Origin of the sequence: Alloalcanivorax dieselolei B5 (assembly GCF_000300005.1) — a bacterium.
Classification (GTDB): domain Bacteria; phylum Pseudomonadota; class Gammaproteobacteria; order Pseudomonadales; family Alcanivoracaceae; genus Alloalcanivorax; species Alloalcanivorax dieselolei.
In genome coordinates this window covers 4288922-4313278 of sequence record NC_018691.1, presented here as the reverse complement: position 1 = coordinate 4313278, position 24357 = coordinate 4288922, and the positions used below count along the sequence as shown (strand labels likewise).

The 24357-nt window shown below is 62.4% G+C and carries 22 protein-coding genes and 1 other RNA gene; 16 read left to right on the top strand and 7 right to left on the bottom strand.

What is annotated here, in order from left to right; translation table 11 throughout:
- Nucleotides 1-119: 119 nt before the first annotated feature.
- The gene (locus tag B5T_RS19295; RefSeq protein ID WP_014996200.1) at nt 120-1028 is read right to left on the bottom strand and encodes a LysR family transcriptional regulator; all 909 of its coding nucleotides are present in this window, start codon (nt 1026-1028) and stop codon (nt 120-122) included.
- A gap of 125 nt (nt 1029-1153) precedes the next feature.
- Here B5T_RS19295 and B5T_RS19290 point away from each other — a divergent pair, with 125 nt between their 5' ends.
- The 3 genes from B5T_RS19290 to B5T_RS19280 are packed head-to-tail and all read left to right on the top strand — an operon-like array spanning nt 1154 to nt 4222.
- Complete coding sequence (locus tag B5T_RS19290) at nt 1154-1948, top strand: SDR family NAD(P)-dependent oxidoreductase (RefSeq protein ID WP_014996199.1); 795 nt, start codon at nt 1154-1156, stop codon at nt 1946-1948.
- Between the two features lie 49 nt (nt 1949-1997).
- Nucleotides 1998-2912: an aldo/keto reductase gene (locus B5T_RS19285; protein WP_014996198.1), complete on the top strand. Its 915-nt coding sequence runs from the start codon at nt 1998-2000 to the stop codon at nt 2910-2912.
- A gap of 2 nt (nt 2913-2914) precedes the next feature.
- Nucleotides 2915-4222 (top strand): NTP/NDP exchange transporter, encoded by a 1308-nt coding sequence (locus tag B5T_RS19280; protein ID WP_014996197.1) that lies wholly within the window; start codon nt 2915-2917, stop codon nt 4220-4222.
- On the opposite strand, the gene B5T_RS19275 is transcribed toward B5T_RS19280, so the two are convergent.
- Both B5T_RS19275 and ssrA read right to left on the bottom strand, forming a co-directional pair.
- Nucleotides 4219-5325, bottom strand: coding sequence for a hypothetical protein (locus B5T_RS19275; RefSeq protein ID WP_014996196.1), 1107 nt, complete (start codon nt 5323-5325; stop codon nt 4219-4221). The two genes, B5T_RS19280 and B5T_RS19275, sit on opposite strands and share 4 nt — an antisense overlap.
- 262 nt (nt 5326-5587) lie before the next feature.
- Nucleotides 5588-5945: a transfer-messenger RNA gene (ssrA, locus tag B5T_RS22845) on the bottom strand.
- Between the two features lie 300 nt (nt 5946-6245).
- On the opposite strand from ssrA, the gene B5T_RS19270 reads away from it, so the two are divergent.
- Entirely contained in the window at nt 6246-6530 is a 285-nt protein-coding gene (locus tag B5T_RS19270; RefSeq protein ID WP_014996195.1) for a hypothetical protein, read from the top strand.
- Nucleotides 6531-6565: 35 nt separating this feature from the next.
- Here the strand turns inward: B5T_RS19270 and smpB are convergent, their stop codons facing one another.
- Nucleotides 6566-7042, bottom strand: a complete 477-nt coding sequence (gene smpB, locus B5T_RS19265; RefSeq protein WP_014996194.1) for an SsrA-binding protein SmpB — start codon at nt 7040-7042, stop codon at nt 6566-6568.
- Between the two features lie 140 nt (nt 7043-7182).
- On the opposite strand from smpB, the gene B5T_RS19260 reads away from it, so the two are divergent.
- Nucleotides 7183-8583 (top strand): sodium-dependent transporter, encoded by a 1401-nt coding sequence (locus B5T_RS19260; RefSeq protein ID WP_014996193.1) that lies wholly within the window; start codon nt 7183-7185, stop codon nt 8581-8583.
- A gap of 4 nt (nt 8584-8587) precedes the next feature.
- Nucleotides 8588-8884: an RnfH family protein gene (locus B5T_RS19255; RefSeq protein ID WP_014996192.1), complete on the top strand. Its 297-nt coding sequence runs from the start codon at nt 8588-8590 to the stop codon at nt 8882-8884.
- A gap of 7 nt (nt 8885-8891) precedes the next feature.
- Here the strand turns inward: B5T_RS19255 and B5T_RS19250 are convergent, their stop codons facing one another.
- Nucleotides 8892-9299: an outer membrane protein assembly factor BamE gene (locus B5T_RS19250; protein WP_014996191.1), complete on the bottom strand. Its 408-nt coding sequence runs from the start codon at nt 9297-9299 to the stop codon at nt 8892-8894.
- 109 nt (nt 9300-9408) lie between these two features.
- Here B5T_RS19250 and fur point away from each other — a divergent pair, with 109 nt between their 5' ends.
- Nucleotides 9409-9813, top strand: coding sequence for a ferric iron uptake transcriptional regulator (gene fur / locus B5T_RS19245; protein ID WP_014996190.1), 405 nt, complete (start codon nt 9409-9411; stop codon nt 9811-9813).
- Nucleotides 9814-9930: 117 nt separating this feature from the next.
- Here fur and recN read toward each other — a convergent pair whose 3' ends face one another.
- Nucleotides 9931-11601 carry a DNA repair protein RecN gene (recN, locus tag B5T_RS19240; protein ID WP_014996189.1) on the bottom strand — a complete coding sequence of 557 codons (1671 nt, stop codon included), beginning with the start codon at nt 11599-11601 and terminating at the stop codon, nt 9931-9933.
- Nucleotides 11602-11878: 277 nt separating this feature from the next.
- Here recN and hrcA point away from each other — a divergent pair, with 277 nt between their 5' ends.
- The 8 genes from hrcA (at nt 11879) to greA (ending at nt 23218) form a co-directional block, all read left to right on the top strand.
- The gene (hrcA, locus tag B5T_RS19235; RefSeq protein ID WP_014996188.1) at nt 11879-12922 is read left to right on the top strand and encodes a heat-inducible transcriptional repressor HrcA; all 1044 of its coding nucleotides are present in this window, start codon (nt 11879-11881) and stop codon (nt 12920-12922) included.
- Between the two features lie 285 nt (nt 12923-13207).
- Entirely contained in the window at nt 13208-13801 is a 594-nt protein-coding gene (gene grpE / locus B5T_RS19230; protein ID WP_014996187.1) for a nucleotide exchange factor GrpE, read from the top strand.
- Nucleotides 13802-13914: 113 nt separating this feature from the next.
- Nucleotides 13915-15837: a molecular chaperone DnaK gene (gene dnaK / locus B5T_RS19225; RefSeq protein ID WP_014996186.1), complete on the top strand. Its 1923-nt coding sequence runs from the start codon at nt 13915-13917 to the stop codon at nt 15835-15837.
- A 145-nt stretch (nt 15838-15982) separates the two neighbouring features.
- Entirely contained in the window at nt 15983-17116 is a 1134-nt protein-coding gene (gene dnaJ / locus B5T_RS19220) for a molecular chaperone DnaJ (RefSeq protein WP_014996185.1), read from the top strand.
- Between the two features lie 31 nt (nt 17117-17147).
- On the top strand, nt 17148-17975 hold the full coding sequence (gene dapB, locus B5T_RS19215; RefSeq protein WP_014996184.1) for a 4-hydroxy-tetrahydrodipicolinate reductase: 828 nt from the start codon (nt 17148-17150) through the stop codon (nt 17973-17975).
- 266 nt (nt 17976-18241) lie between these two features.
- Entirely contained in the window at nt 18242-19372 is a 1131-nt protein-coding gene (gene carA, locus B5T_RS19210) for a glutamine-hydrolyzing carbamoyl-phosphate synthase small subunit (protein ID WP_041717137.1), read from the top strand.
- An 88-nt stretch (nt 19373-19460) separates the two neighbouring features.
- Nucleotides 19461-22676 (top strand): carbamoyl-phosphate synthase large subunit, encoded by a 3216-nt coding sequence (gene carB / locus B5T_RS19205; RefSeq protein WP_014996182.1) that lies wholly within the window; start codon nt 19461-19463, stop codon nt 22674-22676.
- A gap of 65 nt (nt 22677-22741) precedes the next feature.
- Complete coding sequence (greA, locus tag B5T_RS19200; RefSeq protein WP_014996181.1) at nt 22742-23218, top strand: transcription elongation factor GreA; 477 nt, start codon at nt 22742-22744, stop codon at nt 23216-23218.
- A gap of 37 nt (nt 23219-23255) precedes the next feature.
- Here the strand turns inward: greA and B5T_RS19195 are convergent, their stop codons facing one another.
- The gene (locus tag B5T_RS19195; RefSeq protein ID WP_041717136.1) at nt 23256-23567 is read right to left on the bottom strand and encodes a YhbY family RNA-binding protein; all 312 of its coding nucleotides are present in this window, start codon (nt 23565-23567) and stop codon (nt 23256-23258) included.
- Between the two features lie 119 nt (nt 23568-23686).
- Here B5T_RS19195 and rlmE point away from each other — a divergent pair, with 119 nt between their 5' ends.
- Complete coding sequence (rlmE, locus tag B5T_RS19190; protein ID WP_014996179.1) at nt 23687-24304, top strand: 23S rRNA (uridine(2552)-2'-O)-methyltransferase RlmE; 618 nt, start codon at nt 23687-23689, stop codon at nt 24302-24304.
- Nucleotides 24305-24357: the final 53 nt, after the last annotated feature.

The following is a 24357-nucleotide window of genomic DNA, read 5'->3' as shown; positions in this document are numbered from 1 at the left end:
TCGTGTCCTTGATTCACCGCTCGCCCGAAATCGGATCCTTGATCATGGTGGTCCGGCTTGCGCGGGGTCAACGGTTTCACGGGCAATTGATGATGCCGATTTTCGCGCGGGGTGAGCGCCTATTTAGCGCGGGTGCTCTGGGGATGGGCATGCAGATACTGTTTGAGGAAATCCAGGAACAGGGTAACCCGTGGGGCCAGATGGCGGCCGTGCAGGTAGAGGGCATTCAAGGGCGCGGCGGCGGGAGCGTGGCGGGGCAGTACCTGGATCAGACGGCCGCGGTGCAGGTCCTCGCCCACGTCCCAGATGGACTTCAGTACGATGCCGGCGCCTTGCAGGGCCAGGGCGTGGGCGGCCTCGCCGTCGTTGCAGCAGAAGGCGCCGGTGATGCGCACGGCGCTTTCACGTTGCCCACGACCGAAATACCAGTCCGCCTGTGGTTGCTGACCGATCAGAATGCAGGCGTGATCAGCCAAGTCCGCCAGTTTGCGCGGGGCGCCCTTGCGTTGCAGGTAGTCGGGGCTGGCGCACAGCACCCGGCGGTTGGGGGCCAGGCGGCGCGCCACCATGCGCGAATCCAAGGGTTCGCCGTAGCGGATCGCCAGATCGAACCCGCCCTTGGCCAGGTCTTCCACCGTGTCGGTCAGGGCCAGTTGTACTCGCAGCTCCGGGTATTCGTGGGTGAAACGTGACAGTGCCGGCACCAAGTGGCGGCGCCCGAAACCGGTGGGGGCGGTCAGGTGCAGGGTGCCGGTGACACTGCCATGGTGATGCAGCAGGGCCGCTTCCGCCTCGTCCACCTGGGACAGCAGGCGCAGACAATGTTGATGAAGAATGTCGCCTTCCTCGGTGAGCGAGAGCCGGCGGGTGGTCCGGTGCAACAGCCGCGCATCCAGCTGCCGTTCCAGTTCTCCCAGACGTTTGCTCACCACCGCCAGGGACAGGCCCAGTTCACGTGCGGCGGCGGAGAGGCTGCCCCGTGCCACGATGCGTTCGAAGATGCGCAGGTCGTTGATGTCCTTGAGCATGATTATTCTCAACGATTTGGAAACAATCCTTATCCGATTCCGGTGATTGTGCAACGCCTTTTGAATGCGCACATTATCTGTTCATGACGGTTTGCAGGTTTGAACCCGAAATCGGAAGGCTGAGTATGAATATTGATTTATCCGGTAAGACCGCGCTGGTCACCGCTTCCACTGGCGGTATTGGTTATGCCATTGCCGTGGGCCTGGCGGCTTCCGGCGCGGAGGTGATTCTCAATGGCCGCGGTGATGAGTCGGTGGCCCGGGCCAGGGACAGGCTGGCCGCGGACGTGCCGGGCGTGAATTCACGGGGTGTGGCGGCGGATCTCGCCGACCTGTCCGGTTGCAAGGCGCTGCTGGCGCAAATCCCGGCGGTGGATATTCTGGTCAACAATGTCGGCATCTATGGGCCCAAGGATTTCTACGATACTGACGACGATACCTGGGATGACTACTGGGAAACCAACGTCATGTCCGGGGTGCGGCTTTCCCGGGCTTATCTGCCGGGTATGGTGGAGAAAAGCTGGGGCCGGGTGGTGTTCATTTCATCGGAGTCGGCCCGCAATATTCCCGCCGACATGATTCACTATGGCGTCTCCAAAACCGCGCAGTTGGCCTTGTCGCGTGGCCTTGCCAAACATGTGGCCGGCAGCGGCGTCACCGTTAATTCGGTCTTGCCCGGGCCGACGCTTTCGGATGGCTTCCGCGCCATGATGCAGGACGAGATGGCGCGCACCGGCAAGTCGGTGGAGACGTTGGGCCGGGAATTTGTCATGGCGGAGCGTCCGAGCTCGGTGATTCAGCGTCCCGCCAGTGTCGAGGAAGTGGCGAACATGGTGGTCTATGTCTGCTCCACCCAGGCGTCCGCCACCAGTGGTGCGGCGTTGCGCGTGGACGGCGGCGTGGTGGACGATATCTGCTGACCCGGTTTTCGATACGAAGCGGTCGATATAAGGATAAGGAGGTGCTCTCATGCTGTCCCGACGTACTCTGTTGAAAGCCGGCGCGGCTTCCGCCGCCGGCCTGGCGTTGTCGCCGCTTTGGGCGGCCAGCGAAAAGGACGCTGCCATGGCGATGCGGACCATTCCTTCCAGCGGTGAAGCGATTCCGGTTATTGGCATGGGCTCGTCCGGCAGTTTCGAGGTGGGCACCTCTGACCAGGAGCGCGATCCCCTGCGTGAAGTGCTTCGGCGTTTTTTCGCCGGTGGCGGACGCTTGATCGATACCGCGCCCAGCTATGGTTCGGCGGAAACGGTGATCGGTGACCTGTTGAGTCAGCTGGGACTGCGGGAAAAAACGTTTCTGGCCACGAAAATTTCCAGCACTGGCAGAGAGGCCGGCAAGGCCCAGTTTGAAAACTCGCTGCGCCGCCTGAAAACCGACAAAGTGGAACTGCTGCAGGTGCACAACATGCAGGACTGGCAAACCCAGATGGCGCTGATCAACGACCTCAAGAAAGAAGGCAAGGTGCGTTACAGCGGCGTGACGCACTGGCTTGATAGTGGTCAGGATCAGTTGGCCGAGGTGGTGGAAGCCAGCAAGCCGGATTTCCTGCAGATCAACTATTCGGTGATTTCCACCAAGGCGGAAGAGCGACTGTTTCCGCTGGCCCGGGATTTGGGCGTGGCGGTGTTGATCAATCGGGCCTTTGATGATGGCCGCCTGTTCCGCCAGGTGGCGGATCGGCCGCTGCCGGAATGGGCGCCGGAAGCCGGGATCGATTCCTGGGCCCAGGCGTTCCTGAAGTTTTCCATCAGTCATCCGGCGGTGACCGCGGTCATTCCCGCCACCGGGAAGCCCCATCGCCAGAGCGATAATCTGCAGGCCGGTTACGGGCCGATGTTGACCGAACGGCAGCGCCGCGATTTGCGCGCCCTATTCTCCTGACCATGGCGCCCGCCCACCCGGTGTCGCGGCTGGTGGTCCGGCTGTTCAATGTTCGCCCTGTGGAGGCCCCGGCGGTGGTGGCGGGGCTGCTGATGTTTTTCTCTCTGTTCACCGGCTATTTCATGCTGCGGCCGGTGCGCGAAACCATGGGCGTGGCCGGCGGTGTGGACAACCTGCAATGGCTGTTCACCGCCACCTTCGTGGCTACCCTGGTGGCGCTGCCAGCGTTCGGTTGGGTAGCGTCGCGGGTATCCCGGCGCCATATTCTGCCCTGGGTTTACGGCTTCTTCGTTACCAATCTGCTGGGTTTCGCCGCCGCCATGGTCTGGCTGCCGGGCGACGTCTGGGCCGGGCGGGTGTTCTATGTCTGGCTTTCGGTGTTCAACCTGCTGGCTATTTCTCTTGCCTGGAGTGTGCTGGCGGATGTGTTCGTCAGCGCCGAAGCCAAGCGCCTGTTCGCCTTGATTGCCGGTGGCGCCAGCCTGGGGGGACTTACCGGGCCGGTGTTGGGCACGGTATTGGTGGCGCCCATCGGCCATGCCGGGTTGCTGCTGCTGGCGGCCGGTCTGCTTGCCGCCAGCGCGGTCGCGGCGGGCTGGTTGCATCGCTGGCGGGACCGCCACCGGGAGCCGGATCGCGAGCGGGCCGGTGACGGGCACCGCGAACGCGCTTTGGGCGGCAATCCCCTGGCCGGTATCGGCGAGGTGTTCGGCTCTCCTTATCTGATCGCCATCGCGGTTTTCGTGCTGTTGCTGGCCAGTGTCAGCACCTTTCTCTATTTCGAGCAGGCCAGGCTGGTGGCCGAGACGTTCCCTGACCGCACCCGGCAAACCCAGGTGTTTGGGTTGATCGACACAGTGGTGCAGGCGCTGGCGATTCTGACCCAGGTGTTCCTGACCGGCCGCATTGCCCAGCGCCTTGGTGTGGGGGTTCTGCTCACGGCGGTGCCTTTGGTGATCACCGCGGGCTTTCTCTGGCTCGCTCTGGCGCCCACGTTCGCGGTCTTCGTTGTCGTCATGATTGCCCGGCGTGCCGGCGAGTACGCGCTGGTTCGTCCCGGCCGCGAGATGCTCTACACCGTGGTCCCCGCCGAACAGAAATACAAAGCCAAGAACGCCATCGACACGGTGGTCTACCGGGGTGGCGATGCGCTGAGTGGCTGGGTGAAAAGCGGGCTGGATCTGATGGCCTCCGTCCCCGCGCTGCCGATGGTGATCGGCGCGGGGATCGCTGTGGCCTGGGCCGGCGTGGGGGCCGGCCTGGGCAGGGCGCAGAAGCGAAAGGAAACCGGGGCGGACGGTGGGCGTTAGTCCAGATTCAAGTAGTAGGTTTGTCCCCAGGCTTCATCGACCTCACCCGGTTTGGCGGAAAAGCGCACTTGTCGATACGTGGCGGAAGACAATAACTTGGCCAGTGTCTCGCTGGGAACGCTGTAGTTCCGGGAAGTCAGGTTCAATTGGCGTGCCCGCCGGTTGGGGCTCAATGCCGGTTCGGACAGCCCCTGGCGGAAGGCGTCCATGGAAGGCCGGAGCCGTTGCATGGTGAAGCCTCTCAGCTCGCACTGCAGTATGCCGGCGACCGAGCTTTCGACACAGGCGTCGTCCACGAACCAGTTGTTGGGCGGTTTGGCGAAGACACCGTCGATCATCACTACCTCGCCCGCGCTCAGGTCAAAGGCGGCGAAGTCGCGATCCAATACCGTGGCCACGTCGACGGCGGGCTTGGCTACCTCCTTCACCGTGGTGTGATAGCCGGCTTCCCGCATCACCCGTTTGCGGGATTCCATCACGTTATGGGGGATGCAATGGCCGCCCATCGTGGGGGTGCAATAGGTCTTGAGGCGAGGGCGGTCATTCCAGGAGATCTCGTCTTGCCACTCCTGGGTCCATTCATGGCCTTTGTAGGAGCCGCTGCTCAGATAGGTGACTCCGAGGCCTCGTGAAGCGACCGGTTTGTCGGCCCGTTTCATGCCGTCGAGGTTGGCGTCCCTGGCCTGATAATTGACCACTTTGAGGCTGTAGCGGCCCGGCTCTTCCACTGAGACCAGATAATCCCGGCCGTCGACCCGGATCTGGGTGGCTCGCAGCCAGGTAAGAGAATAACTGCCGCCGGCCTGATTGGGGTTCTCCCAAAGCACATCCAGGCCGTCCTCGCCACGGAAGCCCTGGTGGTAGGCGTCCTTGGTGAAAATGGGAGAAATCACCACGGACTTGCCGGCGGCAAGAGCGGTTTCGAGCTGCCTTGCCAGATCGTCCATCCGTGCCTTTTCTTTTTCCGGATCGACCCCGGCCAGTTCGGGCGGGATGGGGAGCAGATCCGGCGCATTGTGGGACTTATAGGCGTTGTAGACGCCGCAGCCGGAGCTCAATGCCATGCTCATCAGCAGCATCAATAGCAAACCGATTCTGATCATGATGTTATTCCTGTCCCTTTCCCGGGTGTCTCTGAGGATGCTGGTCCGGTGAGAGTGATCACCGGAGCGCCACGGATCCCGCGTGCGCGTCTGATGGATCAAAAGAGTATCGCGGTCCGTGGGCCGCTCCTACCCTACGGTGGTTGGGTCTGTCGAGGGGGGGGGGGCGTCCTCACCGGATCAACGGCCAGAACGAAAAAGGGGCGCCCCGAATGGAGCGCCCCTTTTCTTTCATCGGTCTTTCATCGGTGGAGCTTTAAATTGGTGGAGCCGGCGGGAATCGAACCCGCGTCCGTCAGCAATCCGCCTGCAGATCTACATGCTTAGCCGTGTCTATTGATTTAGGCCCTTTCAGCCCGACGGGCAGGACGAAAGAGCCGAGCCCCTTTAAGTTTTAACAGCGCGGCCCGGGGCGGACTTTGCTGCGAGCCTGTGTAGCGATGCCGGTCGCGCTTCCCCACAGGCTGGGTCGCTTGACCGTAGGCAGGCCTTAGGCCGCCAGTGCGTAAGTATCGTCGTTTGCGATTACTTTAAAGATGCCACAAATGTTTTACGAGACTCGTGACCTTCTCGGCATGCACCACAGAGTTCAATACCGGCGTCGAAACCTTGTCGGCCCCAGGGTGGCGTAGTGTACGAGATGGGGGCAAAGAAGTCGAAAACAAGTGGTGGGAAGGTGTGTTACGGAGCTTTACATAAATTGTCGGACAATCGTACATATTGTCAGGGTTGTGTCGTCGGGCGGGCGCATTATGGGCTCGTCGCACGGGGTGCGGCTGGGTGTGTCGACGGTCCTGGCGCCAAAAGCGAAGGACAGCGGGGACACCCATGTGATCCACACGATGACTTACAGCGAGCCCCCAATCAGACTGAGAAAGTGGCCGTTGATCAAGGCATCGTCGTTCATTGAGGAGAAAACGATGAAGACGATCTTTCGGTCAGCTAAAGAGGGCGCCACCTATTTGCTGGCTCCAGTAACCGCGCGGCCCTTGCTGGCCCGCAGCCTGCAGTTGCTGCTGGTGCTCTGTGCCTATGGCGCGGGTGTGCTGCTGGTGGAACGGGTTTCCGGAGACGCCCGGGTGCCGGTGATCCTGTTCGCGGTGTACTTCCTGCCGGCGGTGCTGCGCTCCTGGTTGCTGTTCTACTGGTGTGTCCGCGACGAGGTAAAGGCGCTGGTGGCTAGCCATCGCCACACCGCCTCCTGACCCCGGCATTGCCTGATCTGCGCGCTTCTGCGTCGCTAGTTGCGGCGCAGGAGGCGTTGCTTCTGGCGATTCCAGTCGCGTTCCCGCTCGGTGGCGCGCTTGTCGAACTTCTGCTTCCCTTTGGCCAGGGCGATGTCCAGCTTGGCCAGTCCGCGCTTCCAGTACAGACTCACCGGCACACAGGTGTAGCCGTCCTTCTGCACGCCACTGAAGATGCGGGCCAGCTCGCGCCGGTGCAGGAGCAGCTTGCGGCTGCGCAGCGGGTCCGGAGTGATGTGGGTGCTGGCGGTGGGGAGTGGTTCGATGCGGGCGCCGAACAGGTAGGCCTCCCCGTCACGGAGCAGGATGTAGGCCTCCGACAGGTTGGCTTTCCCTTCACGCAGGGATTTCACTTCCCAGCCTTCCAGCGCCAGCCCGGCCTCGAAGTGTTCTTCCAGGTGATAGTCGAAGCGCGCCTTGCGGTTCTGCGCCACGGTGCTGGATGGTGTTTTCGCTTTTTTCGCTTTGCCCATGGGGGCGCGATTATAGAGACAGCCCGGTGCTTTAGCGAGCGTCATTGGCATGACGGCATGGACGGTCGGCGGTTTTGCGGCTTGAGCGCCTGTCGCAAAATCAACACAATGATCGCATTTCACCAAGGGGTAAGGTTTGCATGAAGCAAGGTGACAAGCCGGTCCACGGCATGTGGACCAGCCGGTGGGCGTTTATTCTCGCGGCCACCGGATCCGCCGTCGGGCTCGGTAACATCTGGAAATTCCCGTATTTCGCCGGGGAGTATGGCGGTGGCGCCTTCGTGCTGGTCTACCTGCTGTGTATTGCTCTGGTTGGCGTGCCGATCATGGTGGCGGAGGTGATGCTCGGCCGCAAAGGCGGCATGAGCCCGGTGCATACGATGAAAAAGCTGGCAGCGGAGAGCAAGGTGAGCCGCCGCTGGGCCGGGATCGGTTACCTGGGGGCTCTGGCCGGGTTTCTGATTCTGTCATTCTATTCGGTGATCGCCGGCTGGACGCTCTATTACATCTGGGACATGGCCCAGGGCGGGTTCCAGGGTATCTCCGCCGCCGGCTCTCTGGCCCATTTCGAGGGGATGCAGGCGAACGCCTGGTTGATGCTGGGCTGCCACACCGCCTTTATGATCCTGACCATGTGGGTGGTGGCTCGTGGCGTCAGCAGGGGCTTGGAAAAAGCGGTGCAGGTGCTGATGCCGCTGCTGTTCGTGCTGCTGATCGGACTGGTGGTCTACGCCAGTACCACGCCGGGGTTCGCCCAGGGCGTGAATTTCATGTTCCACTTCGACTTCTCCAAGCTCTCCGGCAAGGCGGTAATGGCCGCTCTGGGACAGGCGTTTTTCACCCTGAGCCTGGGGATGGGCGCGATCATGGTGTACGGCGCCTATATGCCTCGTGAGGTCAAGGATCGCCGTAGCGGCAAGACCCGGCGGGTGTCGATCGTCTCCACCGTGGGGATCATTGCGTTACTGGACACGCTGGTGGCTCTGGGGGCCGGTCTGGTGATTTTTCCGGTGGTGTTCAGCAATGGCCTGGAGCCTTCCCAGGGACCGGGGCTGCTGTTCGTGACCCTGCCGTTGGCGTTCGGCCAGATGCCCGCCGGCGTCATTGTCGGGACGGTGTTCTTCGTGCTGGTGATGTGCTCGGCGTTGAGCTCCTCCATTTCCCTGGGTGAGCCGATGGTGGCCTGGCTGGTGGAACGGGGGCTGGGACGGCCACTGGCGGCCCTGGCCGTGGGCCTGACCGCCTGGGTGATTGGTATCGGTACGGTGCTGTCCTTCAATTACTGGAAGGATGTGACCTTCCTGGTGGGCACCTTCTTCCAGAACATCGATTTCCTCGCTTCCAGCCTGATGTTGCCCTTGGGTGGCCTGTTGATCGCCATTTTCGCCGGCTGGGTCATGAAGGAAACGCAGGCCCGTAAGGAGTTGGCGATGAAGAGCTTCGGGCTGTACATGATATGGCGGGCGGTGGTGCGCCTTGTGGCGCCACTGGCGGTGGCCGCGGTGTTCCTCAATGCCCTGATCGGCGCGCTGGGAGGTTAGGCCCATGGCCGGGACTATTCGCGTCGAGGTGGTTTATGCCTTGCCGGAGAAGCAGAAGCTGATTGCGGTGGAGGTGCCGGAGGGCGCTTCCATGCTGGAGGCCGTGACCGCTTCGGGCATTGCCGAGCATTTCGAAGGGCTGGACCCGGCCGGGGTCAGCATGGGGGTGTTTGGCAAGGTGGAGCCGAATCCGGCGGGGCGGACACTGGCGGAAGGGGAACGGGTGGAACTCTACCGGCCGCTCAAGGCGGACCCGAAATCAGCACGCCGGGCCAGGGCCCGGCGTGCCAGCCAGGACTGAGATGGGATCAGTTGGCGGCTTCCTGGCGCCGGTCCTCGGCGCGCCGCAGTAATTCCTGGTCCTGGTGGCCGGAGGTGCGCTCGCGCAGGTCGCTGGTGACCTGACCGTCGTAATGGCTGTAGTGTCCCTGGTCGAAATGCACCACGATCTGCTGTTCCACCATCTCACCGTTACCGGGCTGGTACTGCAGCAGGTAGAACCAGGTATTGGGGGTGAACGGGTCGGTCAGCGTGGGCGGACCGAGCACGAAGCGAACCTGCTCGGGAGTCATGCCTGGCTGCAGACCAGACAGCATATCCTCGGTGACCACATTCCCCTGGGGAATGTCGATGCGGTAGACCCCGGGGAAGCGCAGGGAGCTGCAGCCGGCCAGCAGGGTGGTCAATATGGCAAAAAGGGCGATGATCCTTGGCATGGGTTTTCGACTTGGCATAATGTTCGGGCGATAATACAGACTTGAACGGGGGGAACAAGGTTCCCTGAAAGTCAGGCGATCCCCAAAAGGCGGCTACGGAGCAAGTACATTGGATAATCAGGATCTTAGAAAAGCGGGACTCAAGGTGACCTTGCCGAGGGTGAAAATCCTTCAGCAACTGGAATCCTCCGATTCCCGGCATCTCAGCGCGGAAGACATCTACAAGGCATTGATGGAAGCCGGCGAGGATGTGGGGCTGGCCACCGTCTACCGGGTGCTCACTCAATTCGAGCAGGCGGGCATTGTATTGCGCCACAACTTCGAGGGTGGTTCCGCCGTATTCGAGCTGGCCGATGAGGGCCACCATGATCATATGGTCTGCACCGAGACCGGTGAGGTGATCGAGTTCGTCGATGAGGAAATCGAGAAGCGTCAGAAGATGATCGCCGACAAGCACGGCTACGACATCGTCGACCACGCCCTGGTGCTGTACGTTAAGCCGAAGCGCAAATAACCGATCGGTCCAGGCCCCCACCGCCAGCCAGCCCAACGCCGCATCGCGGCGCCACGCCCGCAAGCTTCCTCTCCGACCCAATCTCCCGTGCCCCAGGGTACGGGCGGAGGGGGTTTGTCAGGCCACTTCCTGGCCTTTCTCGAGCATTTCCCGGGCGTGGGCCAGGGTGGAGTCGGTGATCTCCACGCCACCCAGCATCCGCGCCAGTTCCTCCACCCGGGCGTCCGGGGCGAGGGGCTGGATGCGGGTGCGGGTGGTGTTCTTGCTCTGAATCTTGTGCACTTGCCAGTGCTGGTGCCCCTGGCTGGCCACTTGCGCCTGGTGGGTGATGCACAGCACCTGGGCGTGCTCGCCCAGTTCCCGCAGCAAGCGGCCGACGATTTCGGCCACCCCGCCACCGACCCCCACATCCACCTCATCGAACACCAGGCTGGGCACCGTCAGGTTGCGCGCGCAGATCACCTGGATCGCCAGACTGACCCGGGACAGCTCGCCACCGGAGGCAACCTTGGCCAGCGGCCGTAACGGTTGGCCGGGGTTGGCGGAAAAGCGGAATTCCACCAGATCCAGACCTTCGGCGCCGGGGCTGTCGTCTTCCACCACGGTTTCCAGTCTGGCGGCTTTCATGCCCAGGGCCTTGAGCTGGGTGGCGATTTGACGAGTGAGTGTGGCGGCGGCGGTCTTGCGGGCCTTGCTGAGCTTGCGGGCTGTGCTCATGTAATGCTCCCGGGCGTCTTCCTCCGCTTTGGCCAGGGTCTCCAGGTGCTCGTCGAAGTGTTCCAGGGTGTCTACTTCGCGCGCCAGTTGCTGGTGATGCTCCACCAGTTCTTCCGGGCGCACCCGGTGTTTACGGGCCAGGCTGTAGGCTTGGCCCAGGCGCTCTTCCACCTGCGCCAGCCGCTCCGGATCCAGATCCAGGCGGTCCAGGTAGTGGCGCAGAGACTCGGCGGCCGCTTCCACCTGCAGGCGTGCGGACTCCACCGTGTCCAAAGCTTCCGACAAAGCGTTGTCGTGGTCGCGGGCTTCTTCCAGCCAGTGGCGGATCTGGCCCAACTGATCGTTACAGGTGCCTTCCTCGCCGTCGTACAGTGCCGCCACCGATTGCTGGCACAGGCGGATCAGGGCGTCGGCGTGGCCCAGGCGTTGTTGTTCCTGATCCAGTTCCGCCAATTCGCCTTCGGCCAGGGCCAGGGCGTCCAGTTCGTCCAGTTGGAAGCGCAGCAACTCCTGGCGTTCGCTCTGTTCGCGGGCACCGGTGAGGGCCTGGTCGTGCACCTGGCGGGCCTGTTGCCACTGCCGCCAGGCGTTCCGCACGGAGGCCGCCAGGTCGCCGGTGCCGGCGAAGTTGTCAAGCAGTTGACGGTGAGTGTCCCGACGCAGCAAGGCCTGATGTTCATGCTGGCTGTGAATGCTGATCAGCAGTTCGCCGAGCTGGCGTACATCGGCCAGGGGGGCCGGCGTGCCGTTGATATAGGCGCGGGAGCGGCCATCGGCGCGGACCGTGCGGCGCAGCAGGCAGTCATCGCCGTTGTCCAGTTCCCGCTCTTCCAGCCAGGCTCTGGCCTGGGCGTGGTCGGCCACGGTGAAGCTGGCCAGTACTTCCGCCCGTTCGCAGCCCGGTCGAACCACGGCGGAATCCGCCCGTTCTCCCAGGGTCAGGGAAAGGGCATCGATCAATACGGATTTGCCGGCGCCGGTTTCGCCGCTGATGACGGTGAGGCCGGATTCCGGTTCCAGCTCGAGTTGATCGACGGTGGCGAAATGGCGAACGCTCAAGTGAGTGAGCATGTACGGAACCCCCGTGTTTCCTGGTTTGGGCGTTTGCAGCGGATGGCGCGGTGGTGTTCGTCGCGCAGCTCGGACAACTGTTATTCTGGCCAGTGCCCCGTTGATGTTAGGCGATTCCGGCCGTCAGCGTAAGGGCTTGTTTAAGGTCTTAAAAGTCCGCCGTTTGCAAGGCGAAGAGGAGTAACACTGGACGGCGGCGGTTTCGCTGGCAACAATCGGTAGTGGGTTGGGCGCTCCGCCCATCCCGATTGGCAGTAGTGGGTGACGAAAGGCAGCTGTGGAACTCAACGAACGCAAGCAACGGTTACTCATGGCCCTGGTGGAACGTCACATCCGTGACGGTCAGCCAGTGGGCTCGAAAACCCTGGCCCAGGGGGGCGGCCTGGCGGTAAGCCCGGCAACCATCCGCAATATCATGGCGGAACTGGAGGATCTGGGGTTATTGATCAGTCCCCACACTTCGGCGGGCCGGGTGCCCACCGAGCGGGGCTACCGCCTTTATGTGGATACGCTGCTGGCCTCGAGCGCCATGCGCAGCCCGGATCACCAGCAGTTGCGTGACGAATTGCGCCAGTTGCTGGCGCCGGATCAATCGCCGCAGGAGTTGGTGTCCCAGGCGTCCCGCACTCTGGCGGAACTGACCCGCATGGCCGGTCTGGTGGCGGCGCCAAGGCGCCAGGTCAGCACGCTGCGGCAGGTGGAGTTCCTGCCGCTGTCCGGTCAACGCGTGCTGGTGATTCTGGTGGTGAACCGTTCCGAGGTGCAGAACCGTATCATCCATACCGCCCGCGAGTACGATGAGAGTGAATTGCGCCAGGCCGCCAACTACATCAATTACACCTACGGCGGTTGTGACCTGGACGCCATCTGTGACGGCCTGTTGAGCACCATGGCGGCGGATCGGGCGCAGATGGACGCACTGATGCAGACCACCCTCGACGTGGCCGGTCAGGCCTTGAGGCAGTCCGGGGACGAAGAGTCCGATTACGTGGTGTCCGGGGAATCCAATCTGCTGGATTCCGCCGAGGCCGACAGCATCGACAAGCTGCGCGATCTGTTCAATGCCTTCAACCACAAGCGCGATATCCTGCACTTGCTGGAGCGCAGCATGAAAGCCGATGGCGTGCAGATCTTCATTGGCAGGGAGTCCGGCTACCAGCCGTTCGAGGAGTATTCGCTGGTGTCGGCGCCGTATCGGCTGGAAAACGGCCCGGTGGGCGTGCTGGCCGTGGTCGGTCCCACCCGCATGGACTATGAAAAAGTCATCCCCACCGTCGATATCACCGCCCGCATCCTGTCCGCCGCCCTCAATCAACTGTAGAAAGGCAGTTGACAGTTGATAGTTGACAGCGGCGCGAGACACGTTGGCCTATCCTTATAGCGAAGAGGCCGCACCCATAGGTTACGTCAGCCCCTTAAGCAAAAGAACGGTCTGCGGATGCGCAAATGGTCTTTGCGTCCCCGCAATATCTTTGCTTTTCGCTGTCAACTGTCCACTATCAACTGTCAACTGACTCTTTTTTGCCCTTGAATCCGCTCAACCTGTTCCCATATCTTTGCCCGCTTTCCCGAGATGGATCCCGCATTCGGGTATTTTGGAGTGGATATGAGCGATCAGGACAAACAGAAACCCCAAGATGAGGCGGTGACCCAGGATTCCGAACTGGAGAACCTCCAACCTGCCGCCGAGGTGGCTGACGAAGAGGCCGGCGCGGAGCCGGATGCGGCCCGGCAGCTGGCTGAAGCGCAGGAGCAGGTGCAGCGCCTGGAGAAAGCGTTGGCCGAAGCGGACCTGCGTGCCCAGGCGGAAATCCAGAACGTGCGCCGCCGGGCCGAGCGCGAGGTGGAGAACGCCCATAAGTTCGCCCTGGAGAAGTTCGCCGGTGATCTGCTGTCCGTGGCGGACAGTCTGGAGCGAGGGCTGTCGACCCTGGATGCTGACGATGAGGCGCTCAAGCCCGCCCGTGAGGGGCTGGAACTGACGCTGAAAGTGCTGATGGACGCGTTCGGACGGCACAATCTGGAGCAGGTGGACCCCCACGGCGAGCCCTTCAATCCGGAGCGCCACGAAGCGATGACAATGATTCCGGCCCCCGGGGCGGAGCCCAACACCGTGATCGACGTACTGGAAAAGGGCTACCTGCTCAACGGTCGCCTGATCCGTCCGGCACGGGTGGTGGTCAGCAAGGCGGAAGGTTGATCCGGCTCCCTTGAAAAGACCCGGGGCGCCGCCATATAGCTGGCAAGTTCATTGAGGTTCAACTGTCCGGGTGGCCTTTGGCATCCGGACCGTGTGAAGGAGAAACAGACGTTATGGGTAAGATTATTGGTATCGACCTTGGCACCACCAACAGCTGTGTGGCTGTGATGGAAGGTGACAAGACCAAGGTGATCGAAAACGCCGAGGGCGCGCGTACCACGCCGTCCATCATCGCCTACACCGAGGACAACGAGGTGCTGGTGGGTCAGGCCGCCAAACGGCAGGCGGTGACCAACCCGCAAAACACCGTGTACGCGGTGAAGCGCCTGATCGGTCGTCGTTTTGAAGACGAGGTGGTGCAGAAGGACATCAAGATGGTGCCCTACAAAATCACCAAGGCCGACAATGGCGACGCCTGGGTCGACGTGAAGGGCGAAAAAATGGCGCCCCCGCAGATTTCCGCCCAGGTGCTGAAGAAAATGAAGAAGACCGCGGAGGACTATCTGGGTGAGCCGGTGACCGAGGCCGTCATCACCGTGCCCGCGTACTTCAACGATTCTCAGCGTCAGGCCACCAAGGACGCCGGCCGCATAGCCGGTCTGGACGTGAAGCGGATCATCAACGAGCCCACCGCCGCGGCCCTGGCCTATGGTCTGGACAAGAAGGGCGGTGATCGCACCATCGCGGTGTATGACCTGGGTGGTGGTACCTTCGACCTGTCCATCATCGAGATCGCCGAAGTGGACGGCGAGCACCAATTCGAGGTGCTGGCCACCAATGGTGATACCTTCCTGGGTGGTGAGGATTTCGACTTGGCGCTGATCAACTTCCTGGCGGATCAGTTCAAGGCGGACTCCGGCATTGACCTGGGCGGCGACCCGCTGGCCATGCAGCGCCTCAAGGAAGCCGCCGAGAAGGCCAAGATCGAGCTGTCCTCCGCCGAGCAGACGGAAGTGAATCTGCCCTACATCACCGCGGATTCCACCGGTCCCAAGCACCTGGTGGTGAAAGTGACCCGGGCCAAACTGGAATCCCTGGTGGAGGGGCTGGTGAGCCGCTCCCTGGAACCCTGCAAGATCGCGCTCAACGATGCCGGCGTGAAAGCGTCCGACATCACCGACGTGATCCTGGTGGGTGGTCAGACGCGGATGCCGCTGGTACAGAAAAAAGTGGCCGAGTTCTTCGGTAAGGACGCTCGCAAGGACGTCAACCCGGATGAGGCCGTGGCCATTGGTGCCGCCATTCAGGGTGCGGTGCTCAGCGGTGACGTGAAAGACGTGCTGCTGCTGGACGTCACCCCGCTGACCCTGGGTATCGAGACCATGGGCGGCGTGATGACGCCGATCATCGAGAAGAACACCACCATCCCGACCAACGCGTCGCAGGTGTTCTCCACGGCGGACGATAACCAGACCGCGGTGACCGTGCACGTGCTGCAGGGCGAGCGTAAGCAGGCGGCGCAGAACAAGTCTCTGGGACAGTTCAACCTGGAAGACATTCCGCCGGCGCCGCGCGGCGTGCCGCAGATCGAGGTGACCTTCGATATCGACGCCAACGGTATTCTGCACGTGGGCGCCAAGGACAAGGCCACCGGCAAGGAGCAGACGATCCAGATCAAGGCCTCTTCCGGCCTGTCCGATGACGAGGTCGACAAGATGGTGCGCGACGCCGAGGCTCATGCCGACGAGGATCGCAAGTTCGAGGAACTGGTGCAGACCCGCAATCAGGCGGATCACCTGGTCCACGCGACTCGCAAGACCCTCGAGGAAGCCGGCGACAAGGCCACCGAGGAGGAGAAAGAGGCGATCAATAAAGCCATCTCCGATCTGGAAGCCGCGCTCAAGGGCAACGACAAGGACGATATCGAGGCCAAGACCAAGGCGCTTACCGAGGCGTCCGGTTCCCTGGCACAGAAACTGTATGCGGAGGCGCAGCAGGCCCAGGGCGGCAACGCCGGTGATGGACAAGGCAAGCAGGCCGGAGACGATGTGGTCGATGCCGAGTTCGAAGAAGTGGATGACGACAAGAAGAAATAAAGCCGGCACGCTGGCACGCACCACGCTTACACGCTGACGTGGTGCGTGCCGGAACGTCAACCGCGCTTCTCGCGGGCATGGCCTATATTTTGCGTGTAGGCGTGCAAGCGTGAAGCGTGTTTGCGTTTTATAAGCAGGAACTCTTATGTCCAAACGCGATTATTACGAAGTGCTGGGGGTGTCCAAGGACGCCAGTCAGCAGGATCTGAAAAAGGCTTATCGACGCCTGGCGATGAAATACCATCCGGACCGTAATCCGGATGACACCGAGGCGGTGGCCAAATTCAAGGAAGCCAAGGAGGCCTACGAGGTCCTGTCCGACGAGGACAAGCGCGCCGCTTACGATCGCTTCGGCCATGCCGGAGTGGAAGGGCAGGGCGGCTTCGGCGGAGCCGGTGCCGGAGGTTTCGCTGGTGGTGGCTTCGGCGACATCTTCGGCGATATTTTTGGCGACATCTTCGGTGGCGGCGGCCGTGGTGGTCGCGGGCCGGCCCGTGGCGCGGATCTGCGTTATACCCTGGAACTCAGCCTGGAACAGGCGGTGCGCGGCTGCGAGGAGAAGATCCGTATTCCCTCCTGGGACAGCTGTGAGGTGTGCCACGGCACCGGCGCCGAAGCCGGCGAGGAGCCGGTGACTTGTCCCACCTGTAACGGTATCGGGCAGGTGCGCATGCAGCAGGGCTTCTTCACCGTGCAGCAGACCTGTCCGGCCTGTCACGGCGAAGGCCGGATCGTCAAGAATCCGTGCCGCAACTGTGGCGGCCAGGGTCGGGTGCAGAATACCAAGACGCTGTCCGTGAAGATCCCGCCGGGAGTGGATACCGGTGACCGTATCCGTCTGGCCGGTGAGGGTGAGGCGGGCATGCACGGGGCGCCTGCCGGCGACCTGTATGTGCAGGTGGCGGTGCGCGAGCATGAGATTTTCAAGCGCGACGGCAGCGATCTGCACTGCGAGGTGCCGGTGAGCTTCGTGGACGCCGCTCTGGGCGGTGAACAGGATGTGCCGACTTTGAACGGCAAGGTCAAACTCAAGGTGCCGCCGGAGACGCAGACCGGTAAGCTGTTCCGGTTGCGCGGCAAAGGGGTGACCCCGGTGCGAGGTGGCCCGCCGGGCGACCTGATCTGCAAGGTGGTGGTGGAAACCCCGGTCAAGCTGAGTAGCGAGCAGAAAGATCTGCTGCGCAAACTCCAGTCCTCCCTGGACAAGGGCGGTGACCGACACAATCCTCGCCGAACCAGCTGGTTCGAAGGCGTGAAACGCTTTTTCGACGGGCTTTAAGGGCAACCCTCTGATCCAACGGATGAATACCATGAAAGTAGGCATCATCGGCGCCGCCGGGCGCATGGGGCGCATGCTCATCGAAGCGACGCTGGCCAATCCGGAAACCGAACTGGCGGCGGCGGTGGACGTGCCGGGTTCTTCCCTGATCGGGGTCGACGCCGGTGAACTGGTGGGCGCCGGCAAGCTGGGCGTCACCGTGGGCGATGACCTTGCCGCAGTGGCGGGTCAGGCCGATGTGTTCATCGATTTCACCGTCCCGGAAGCGACGGCGCGCAACATCGAGACCTGTCGCCAGGCCGGCAGCCGGCTGGTCATTGGCACCACCGGTCTGAACGATGAACAGAAGGCGCGGTTACGCGCCGCCAGCGAGGAGGTGGCGATCTGCTTCGCGCCGAACTACTCGGTGGGGGTGAATCTGTGCTTCAAGCTGCTGGAAACCGCCGCTGCCGTGCTCGGCGATGACGTCGACATAGAGATTATCGAGGCGCATCACCGCCATAAGATCGATGCGCCGTCCGGTACGGCTTTGCGCATGGGTGAAGTGGTGGCCCAGACTCTGGGGCGGGATCTCAATGAATGCGCGGTGTATGGCCGCGAGGGCCGTACCGGTGAGCGTGACCGTCAGACCATCGGTTTCGAGACCATCCGTGGCGGTGACATTGTTGGTGATCACACCGTCCTGTTCGCCGCCGAGGGCGAGCGGGTGGAGATTACCCACAAGGCATCCAGTCGCATGGCCTTTGCTCGCGGAGCGGTACGTGCCGCTCTGTGGCTGGGTGCTCAGCCCAAGGGGCTGTTCGATATGCAGGATGTACTTGGGCTGGCGGGAGAGAGCGCCGGCTGGGGCGCCCGCTGAGATTGGTCGCCACGGTGCCGAGGGCGGGCTTCCGCCCGTGACACTGGCGGCCGAAAGCACTAGAATAGGCCAAGCCTGAGGGCGCGTGGGGCGCATGAATCGCTGAATAACATGAAAAAGCGAGGTGGAGGAATCCACCTCGCTTTTTTGCGACCGGCCCCCGTCCCCGAATCTTCCAAGGGTTTGTCCGCTGTAAACGGTGTCTCGCCCGCCCGCCACGGCGTCCACGCGGACAACCCGGAACCCTATCAGCCTTGGAGGTTGCGTTGACGGTACCCGCCATACTCGCATTAGAAGACGGCAGTCTCTTTCGGGGTGTTGCCATTGGCGCCACGGGTGAGACCGTGGGTGAGGTGGTGTTCAACACCGCGATGACCGGATATCAGGAAATCCTCACGGACCCGTCCTATGCCAAGCAGATCGTCACGCTGACGTATCCGCACATTGGCAACACCGGGGTCAATGAGGAGGACGAAGAGTCCTCCCGGGTGTGGGCCGCCGGCCTGATAATCCGGGATCTGACCCTGACGGTAAGCAGCTGGCGTGCCGAGCAGTCCCTGCCGGAGTACCTGCAACAGCGAAACATCGTGGCCATCGCCGATATCGACACCCGCCGCCTGACCCGCATCCTGCGGGAAAAAGGGGCTCAGAACGGCTGTATCGTCGCCGGTGACGATATCGATGAGGAAAAAGCCCTGGCCGCCGCGCGCGCCTTCCCCGGTCTCAAGGGGATGGATCTGGCCAAGGAGGTCAGCGTCAGCGAGTCCTATACCTGGACCGAGGGCACCTGGGTTCGCGGCGAAGGCCACCGGGCTCAGGCGGAGGCCCTGTTTAACGTGGTCGCCTACGATTTCGGCTGCAAGCGCAATATCTTCCGGATGCTGGCGGACCGCGGCTGCAAGCTGACCGTGGTGCCGGCCCAGACCCCGGCGTCCGAGGTGCTGGCGATGAACCCGGACGGCGTCTTCCTGGCCAACGGCCCCGGTGATCCGGAGCCTTGTGATTACGCTATCGAGGCGATCCGCGAGATTCTGGAACGCAAGCTGCCGCTGTTCGGCATCTGTCTGGGGCATCAACTGCTCGGTCTGGCCAGCGGCGCCCGCACCATGAAGATGAAGAACGGCCACCACGGCGCCAACCACCCGGTGAAAAACGTGGAAGACGGCACGGTGATGATCACCAGCCAGAACCACGGTTTCGCGGTGGACGCGGAGACCCTGCCGGACAATCTCAAAGTGACTCATGTGTCGCTGTTCGACGGTACGCTGCAGGGCGTGCATCGCACTGATGTGCCGGCGTTCAGTTTCCAGGGGCACCCGGAGGCCAGTCCCGGCCCCCATGACTGTGCGCCCCTGTTTGATCACTTCATCGAGTTGATGGAGGCGCACCGCGCCTGAGACGCGCCGGACGCCACGCACCCCGACGTCCGGCCCGGCAATGAATTAACCCGGTAACGAATTAACCAGAGTCCGACGGTCAGCAAAAATGCCCAAGAGAACAGACATCAAAAGCATCCTCATCATCGGCGCCGGTCCCATCGTGATCGGCCAGGCCTGTGAGTTCGATTACTCCGGTGCCCAGGCCTGCAAGGCGCTGCGAGAGGAAGGCTACCGGGTGATCCTGGTGAACTCGAACCCGGCCACCATCATGACCGATCCGGCCATGGCCGACGCCACCTATATCGAGCCCATTACCTGGGAGACGGTGGCCAAGATCATCGAGAAGGAGCGCCCGGACGCGCTGCTGCCCACCATGGGTGGCCAGACCGCGTTGAATTGCGCCCTGGATCTGGAGCGCCATGGCGTGCTTGAGAAGTTCGCCGTGGAAATGATCGGCGCCAACGCCGACACCATCGACAAGGCGGAGAACCGCGACCGCTTCGACAAGGCGATGAAGAACATCGGCCTGGAATGTCCGCGCGCGCGGGTCGCCCACACCATGGACGAAGCCTGGGAGATTCAGGCGGAGCTGGGCTTTCCTTCGATCATCCGGCCTTCCTTCACCATGGGCGGCTCCGGCGGCGGGGTGGCCTACAACAAGGAAGAATTCGAGGAAATCTGTACCCGCGGTTTCGAACTGTCTCCCACCCACGAACTGCTCATCGATGAGTCGCTGCTGGGGTGGAAGGAATACGAGATGGAGGTCGTGCGTGACCGCAACGATAACTGCATCATCGTCTGTGCCATCGAGAACTTCGACCCGATGGGTGTGCACACCGGCGACTCCATCACCGTGGCGCCGGCACAGACCCTGACCGACAAGGAATACCAGGTCATGCGCGATGCCTCCCTGGCGGTATTGCGTGAGATCGGCGTGGAAACCGGCGGGTCCAACGTCCAGTTCGGCATGTGCCCGGATACCGGTCGCATGGTGGTGATCGAGATGAACCCGCGGGTGTCGCGGTCCTCCGCGCTCGCTTCCAAGGCCACCGGCTTCCCGATCGCCAAGGTGGCGGCCAAGCTGGCGGTGGGCTACACCCTGGATGAGCTGCAGAACGATATTACCGGTGGCGCGACCCCGGCCTCCTTCGAGCCGTCCATTGATTATGTCGTCACCAAGATTCCGCGTTTCAACTTCGAGAAGTTCGCCGACGCGGATCCGGTGCTGACCACGCAAATGAAGTCCGTGGGCGAAGTCATGGCCATCGGTCGTAATTTCCAGGAGTCCCTGCACAAGGCGCTGCGCGGACTGGAAGTGGACTCCGTGGGCTTCGATCCGAAAGTGGATCTGGATGCGCCGGACGCCGCCGAGCGTATCGCCCAGCAGCTGTCGACGCCGGGGCCGGAGCGCATCTGGGTGATTGGTGATGCGTTCCGTAGCGGTCTCGGTGTGGACGACGTGTACGCGCTGACCAAGATCGACCGCTGGTTCCTGGTGCAGGTGGCCGACCTGATCGCCGAGGAAAGCCGGTTGGTGGATTTCACGTTCACTGATCTGAGCCGTGACACGCTGTACCGTCTCAAGCGTAAGGGGTTCTCCGATGCCCGCCTGGCCCAACTGCTGGGCGTGCGGGAGGCGGATGTGCGCAGCAAGCGCCATGACCTGGGCGTGCGGCCGGTGTTCAAACGGGTGGATACCTGCGCCGCCGAGTTCCCCACCAGTACCGCTTATATGTACTCCAGCTATGACGAGGAGTGCGAATCGAACCCCTCCGACCGTGACAAGATCATGGTGATCGGCGGCGGTCCGAACCGGATCGGTCAGGGCATCGAGTTCGACTACTGCTGCGTGCATGCGGCCTTCGCCATGAAGGACGACGGTTACGAGACCATCATGGTCAACTGTAACCCGGAGACCGTGTCCACCGATTACGACACCTCCGACCGTCTCTACTTCGAGCCGGTGACGCTGGAAGACGTGCTGGCCATTGCCGACGTCGAGCGGCCCAAGGGCGTGATCGTGCAGTATGGCGGGCAGACGCCGCTGAAACTGGCGCGGGCACTGCAGGCGGCGGGCGTGCCGATTATCGGCACCAGCCCGGACGCCATCGATGAAGCGGAAGATCGCGAGCGCTTCCAGCAGATGGTCAACAAGCTTGGCCTCAAGCAGCCGCCGAACCGCACCGCCCGTTCCCTGGAAGAGGGTCTGAAGCTGGCGGAAGAAATCGGTTATCCGCTGGTGGTGCGGCCTTCCTACGTGCTGGGCGGCCGGGCCATGGAAATCGTTTACAACGAGGCGGAACTGCGCAGCTACATGAACAACGCGGTGAGTGTCTCCAATGACTCTCCGGTGCTGCTGGATCGTTTTCTGGACGATGCCATCGAAGTCGACGTGGACGCTATCTGCGATGGTACCGACGTGGTTATCGGCGGGATCATGCAGCATATCGAGCAGGCCGGCGTGCACTCCGGTGACTCCGCCTGCTCGCTGCCGCCGTATTCCCTGGACGATAGCGTACAGGACGTGATGCGCCAGCAGACCGCCGCCATGGCCCTCGAACTGGGCGTGGTCGGCTTGATGAACGTGCAGTTCGCGGTGAAGGGCGAGGACGTCTACGTGCTCGAAGTGAACCCGAGGGCGTCCCGGACCGTGCCCTATGTGTCCAAATGCATCGGCGTTTCACTGGCCAAGGTGGCCGCCCGTTGCATGGTGGGGATCAGCCTGAAGGATCAGGACTTTACCTCGGAGGTGACGCCGCGCCACTATTTCGTCAAGGAAGCGGTTTTCCCGTTCGCCAAATTCCCGAAAGTGGATCCCATTCTTGGTCCGGAGATGAAATCCACTGGCGAAGTGATGGGTATTGGCAGCAGTTTCGCCGAAGCCTTCGGCAAGGCATCCCTGGGGGCCGGCGAACGTTTGCCGCAAGAAGGCACGGCGTTCATTTCCGTGCGCGAGGTGGACAAGCCCGCGGCGGTGGACGTGGCCCGCACCCTGAGTGAGCTGGGCTTCGAGCTGGTCGCCACCCGCGGTACCGCGGCGGTCATCGCCGAAGCGGGACTGCCGGTGACACCGATCAATAAAGTGCTCGAGGGACGGCCGCATATTGTCGACATGATTAAAAACGACGGCGTGGCGCTGATCGTGAATACCACTGAAGGCAAGCAGGCGATCCGCGATTCCTTTGCGATTCGCCGTTCCGCCCTGCAGCACAAGGTGTTTTACACCACCACGATCACCGCCGCGCAGGCGGTGTGTCAGGCCATGGCCCTGCGCGATGAGCCGCAGGTGCGTCGGCTGCAGGACTTGCACGCCGAAATCTAATTGTACGGGGTACCCGGGGCCGGGTGCCCCGCGCTACCCACGGATGATTATTTGAGGTTGAACCTATGCAACGCATTCCGATGACGGTCAGTGGTGCCGAAGCATTGCGCAAAGAGCTGGACCATCTGAAAAAGGTGGAACGGCCCCGTATCAGCGCGGCCATCGCCGACGCTCGTGAACACGGTGATCTGAAGGAAAACGCGGAATATCACGCTGCCCGTGAGCAGCAGAGCTTCTGCGAAGGGCGTATCAACGAGATCGAAGGCAAGCTGTCCGCCGCTCAGATCATTGATATTACCCAGCTGGACAACACCGGTAAGGTCATTTTCGGCGCGACCGTGACCATCATCGACGTGGACACCGATGAAGAGAAGGTCTACCAGATCGTGGGTGACGACGAAGCCGACATCAAGCAAGGCAAGATCAGTGTCAATTCCCCCATCGCCCGTGGCCTGATCGGCCGGGCGGAAGGCGATGTGGTGCAAATCGACACCCCGGGAGGCACCCGGGAGTACGAGGTGGACAAGGTCGAGCACCTGTAAGGGGCTTGCGCGGGGCTTCGGGCCGGGAGCCCTCGCTTCAGTTCCGGGCTCTCAGGACATTGGACAGTTTGGGGTTGGGCTTGGCGGCCGCCCGGTAAAGCAGGGCGATGTTGCCGATACGCTGGATCAGCTCGGCACCGCTGGCCTCGCACAGCGCGTTCACCAGATCGGTGCGCTGGTCGCGGGTGGGGGCGTTGACGCGCACCTTGACCAGCTCGTGGTCTTCCAGGCGCAGGTTCAATTCCTCGGTGAAGGATTCGGTCAAGCCCTTGTCGCCGGTCTGCAGCACCGCTTTCAGGTGGTGGCCGATGGTGCGCAAGCGCTTTCTGTCCTGTGGGCTCAAAGGCATGATGTTCTCCAAATTGGGGGCGCTATTCTAGGTACGCGGCCGCTGCCCTGCAATCATCCCGGGGTCCCCAGCGCTATCCCCTCGGGGGGCACCAGGACCGGGTAACAGGATGAACCTTTATGGCCAGATCAAAAAGCAGCCAGCGCTGGTTGCGGGAACATTTCGACGATCACTGGGTGGCCCGCGCCCAGGCTGAGGGCTACCGCTCCCGGGCCAGTTTCAAGCTGCTGGAGATCCACGAAAAAGACAAGTTGTTCCGGTCCGGCATGCGTGTGCTGGATCTGGGGGCCGCCCCCGGTGGCTGGGCCCAGGTGGCTGGCCGGCTGGTCGGTTCCCGGGGAACGGTGGTGGCCAGCGATATTCTGGCCATGGATCCGATCCCCGATGTCGCCTTCATTCAGGGGGATTTCCGTGAGGAGGCGGTCTACCAGCAAATCCTGGACAGCCTGGGTGGGCACAAAGTGGACCTTGTAATGTCCGATATGGCCCCCAATATGAGTGGTAACCGTGCCGTGGACCTGCCGCGGGCCATGTATTTGGCCGAGTTGGCTCTGGATATGGCGGAGAGCGTCCTTGAACCGGACGGCGTTTTCCTGGTCAAGGTGTTTCAGGGAGAGGGCTTCGATGAGTATCGGCGGAGTCTTCAGGACCGGTTTCGGCGGGTGGTGAGCCGCAAGCCGGCGGCCAGCCGCCCTCGCTCCAATGAAGTGTATCAATTGGGGTGGCACCTGAAATAGTGTAAGGTTTAGAAGTCAGTATGCGCACTTGCGCCCGAACGAATCGAGGTCTC